At 50.2% G+C, this 4333-nt stretch carries 3 protein-coding genes; 2 read left to right on the forward strand and 1 reads right to left on the reverse strand.

The genetic code is table 11. The annotated features are described in order from the left end of the window. The coding region (locus tag KOO62_11005) for a hypothetical protein (GenBank protein MBU8934521.1) at positions 1–1664 on the reverse strand (1664 nt) is incomplete at its 3' end. Positions 1665–2569: 905 nt separating this feature from the next. Here KOO62_11005 and KOO62_11010 point away from each other — a divergent pair. Next, a complete protein-coding gene (locus KOO62_11010; protein MBU8934522.1) occupies positions 2570–2989 on the forward strand; it encodes a hypothetical protein in 420 nt (139 codons plus the stop codon). 1 nt (position 2990) lies between these two features. Further along, positions 2991–4333, forward strand: a 1343-nt coding sequence (locus KOO62_11015) for an FG-GAP repeat protein (protein ID MBU8934523.1), incomplete at its 3' end; no start/stop codon positions are given.

Consider the following 4333-nt stretch of genomic DNA (forward strand, 5'->3'; position numbering starts at 1 on the left):
TCCTCGGTGATCGCAGTATTACAGGTCGCGTCACAACCAGTCGCGTCTTCCGTCACGGTAATCGATACAGCAGTCGCAGCATCGTAACGGGCAGAGTCGGTACCCTGACCGCTGACCGGCTCGGGACTCCACTCATACGTTAGCGGCATAATAAGATCACCAATGTTGGTGACGACCACAGTGGCCCAAGCCAAAGTGCTGTCACAGGTCAAATTACCACCAGTACAGGTCAACTCTGGAAGATCAATATCCTCGGTGATAGTGACCATGCATGAGTCGACACACCCGTCCGTTGAAGTCACATAGACCCACTTGTCACCGGCAGTAGTGTACGTGGCTGTAGCCATATCCGCAGCACCTACCTCAGGAGCAGGAACCCACAAATACGTCACCGCGCCAAGCTCACCAATATTGGTGACGGTAACGCTGGCCGTAATCTGAGTCACGTCGCAGGTCAAATTTCCACCAGTACAGGTCAGAATCGGATCGGGAATGACCGTCACCGTGGCTCCAACTTCACTCGATGCACAGCCATTGTCGCCGGTTACTATAACAGAGTAGTAGCCTGCAGTTGTTACCGAGATACACGAAGTAATCTCGCCAGGTATAACTACGCCATCAAGCTCCCACATATAGGTGAACGGCGGGATACCGGTGCCTAACTGCACGGTAGCACACAACTCAGCGGCCTCTCCTTCACAAATGATCGCGGGATCAACCGACACGATAGGTATGGTCGAGAATTCGCCAAGACCGAAGTCCTTTACTGAGGCCGTCAGTGATTGCGATGTTCGGGTCGTGAAAAGGAATTTAGAAAAGCATGGAACGTTTCCACTGAACAGAACACCTAAGTCCAGACCGCCCTCAAAGAAGCTGGCGTCAGGAATACTATCAGTGTCACCGTATTTGGACTCATATGGCCAGGGAGCAAAAATCGGACTCTCATTCACATAGCCAGTAGCCGTAGAAGGAGTTTTGGAAATGATGTCGAATTGATCAGCCCCCTCACTTCCCAGGATGTCGTCGGCGTCACCTCCCGACCCAACCCATTCGAATACAGAGATACTATCAACCTCGCCACCTTGCGTAAAATGGGACAGAATCAGGATGTCTCCAACCTCGCCACCCGGTCCCGGAGTTCCGGCAACGTGGCTGCCGCTCCATGAGCCATCCGGGAGGTAGTTGACAGCACTATCCTGCAAGAGCCACAGACCCATTGCAGCGTCGCCATTATTGGCAAACCGGTCCGTTGCCATATACAGATAGGTATTGCCACCCGGTGTATACAGGGCCGCTTGGCCGTTTGTGATATCGACCTTGTCGTTTGGAGCCAATTTCTGCCACGACCAGTCGGGAATATCGTCAATGTCTTTCGTGCCTACGCCGAATCTGGTCGTGTCGGGCCCCCAGTCTTTAATGACCCCGGTATAGACATCCAGATCAAAGTTGAAGTCGGCCCCGTTGATATAAAGCGAGTCCCAGTCGTCGAAGATCTCAAAGACAGCATTACCTTCGAGTTCAAAGGTAGCATCAAGCTGGGCCATTGCCGAGCCGCTGAGCCCAAACAGGGTGGCCAGCGTAAACACTACCGTTAACAACCATACACTCGCCTTGCTTGTGCGATGCGGCCGCGGACGTAATGTAATTAAAATTTCTTGATTCATAAGTGTGTCTCCTTTGAGATGAGCCCCAATATGATCAGTCTATTTGCCTTTGGGTATTCGGCTTGACCAAACACAAGGGTGTTCTTAGTTTTAATGAAATTTTGGTACGCTAGCACAATGAGTAACACCTACCTTTCTCCCTGGCACAAACAACCGCAGGGTAGCTTTGTAATCTTGTCATAACACATTGTATACTTGTTGAATTTCATAATATGCACATCATCAGACACCATGTGTAATTCATACTGACACTGTATCAATTCACGAGCAAGCTGAGTAATTCGACAAGAAGCATATCCCTTAGATGCAAATATATTCCTAGCGGCACTCCTTGCCTATCCCGGCGCGTTTTTCCCTGTTTGTAACTTTCTATAATGGAGTATGCTGCGCAGCCAATATTCTACTGGTCGTCAAGACTAAATCTCACCTGCATGGTGACACATCAGTAGAATAGTCAGTCATCAGCGATACTTTAGACTATCTTACTCTATGAATCGCTATCACCCCACTAAGTACTAATTACATAACCACTTTGAAACCTACGGTTAAAATACACACTTGTCAAGAGAATCTTCATGAAAACTCCGGCGCTGCGAGCCTGCGAATCAGCTCATACGTATTACTTGGGCTGTGGGCAATGAGCAGATCGCTTGCTAAGCCAATCGTTCGATGGCTGGCGTCACTTCGGAATTCTCCACTCAGGTATCATCAATCCGGGGAGACTGATTTTGGACAGTGTCGTTTTTTCATGGCACGGGATGCTCAATACTTACCTGGTAGCTCAACTAAGTTCTTGGCTCATAATTACATAGTGCTGTGTAGAACCCGCACATCGATTGTACTGAGATTAACCTAAAGATAACTGCCAGGAACAGCCGAACTAGATCGATATGTGGGTGGAGAGTATGTTGGAGCTCAAGTCACTTTTCATTCTGTCAGGAGTGGTTGAGTGGCCAAAAAAGCGCACAGCGACGCTGTTTTATGTTGATTTTAGGACACAAGACATGCATTATTGTCCCGTTCTTGCTGGATTAGAGAGTTATTGGGAACGAAAAAATTACGTTCTGGTTGAGACAACCTTGCAAGTGGTCGATTGTAACGCCTTCATGAGTATTACTTCTGGCCGCTATCCTGATGCCAAACATCGTGGCACCGAGGGGTGGGGCTTCAATATAAACTTCTCTTTGCGCGGCGCTGAAAGTGATATGGGCGTCGCCCTGTTAGCGATGACGAATGTAAAAACGAAAGAGATCTACCGATCTGTTATCTCCTGCTGTAGGCGGTGTGTACCGGTGGTTCTCCAAACTGTAGATGGAGGCATCTGATATGATCAGTCGAAGTTTTAGCAACAGGAGACCAAGTGTCTACTGGTTGATTCTACTCATTTCTATCTCACTGCACACCAACGCTTTTGGCCAGTATAATCTTCTAGTGCAGAAGGATGGAGCGGTGGCTGGTGATAAGCTGGGATGGTCGGTGGCGGGAGCCGGGGATGTAAATGGCGATGGTGTCCCGGATTATCTGATTGGGATGCCATATTGCGATCCCTCAGGAATGACTTCCGCCGGATCCGCGATTGTCTATTCCGGAGCCAGCGGGGCTATTCTGTTTCGGAAAGATGGTGCCGCTATTAACGAAGGACTTGGTTACTATGTGTCCGGCACCGGGGATGTAAACGGTGATGGTCGAGCAGATTTCATCGTTACCAACCAGACTCAGGCCTTTGTTTACTCTGGCGCCAATGGCGGCCTGCTTCATCAGAAAGCTGCCGGAGGACCCGTGGCTGGCGCGAGTGATGTAAATGGCGATGGGTACGCCGACTTTATGATCAGCAATTTTAGCCAAACTTCCGTCTATTCTGGCGCCACAGGCGATCTTCTTTATCAGAAGACCGGCGGGTCAGCCATAGCCGGTATCGGTGATATAGATGGTGACGGTAAAGCTGATTTCATTGTCTGTGATCACTATGCTGACCCGGGATTCACCAATGGTGGTTCAGCCTATGTGTACTCCGGCGCAACAGGATCATTATTGTACCAAAAGAACGGACACCTCGATTATGATCTTTTTGGTAGCTCTGCCGCGGGAGCCGGGGATGTCAATGGAGACGGCACACCGGACTTCATTGTCGGAGCACGCTTGGCAGACCTACAGAACAGCGGCGCTGCTTATGTGTATTCTGGCGCAACAGGGACTCTCCTCTATCAGAAGAATGGCGAGGCAGATGAACAGTGGGGCCACTCCGTGAGCGGAGCAGGTGATGTGAACGGCGATGGCCGAGCCGATTTCCTCGTTGGTTCGATCTATGCCGACCCGGCTGGTCACAGCAGCGCCGGCTCTGTGTTTCTTTTCTCCGGTGCCACCGGCAATCTTATGCAGCGGTTTGATGGCACGGTAACCTATGAGAACTTCGGCTATGCAATGTCCTCTATCGGAGATTTGAATGGTAACGGTCGATCGGCTTTCATCATTGGCGGCCCCAATGCCCATCCAGGCGGACGCTCGCGCGCAGGATCAGCTTATATTTATGGTGATGGCGATTTAGGCGATCCTTGTGACTCAGATGTGATCGTCCCCACTCTGGTCTGCCAGGCAGATAAGCAAATAGGATGCGGCGAATCTGTAGTTTTCGACGAGCCCACAGCTACCGACAATTGTGATCCGTCGCC

The organism is Candidatus Zixiibacteriota bacterium (assembly GCA_019038695.1).
GTDB lineage: Bacteria > Zixibacteria > MSB-5A5 > GN15 > FEB-12 > B120-G9.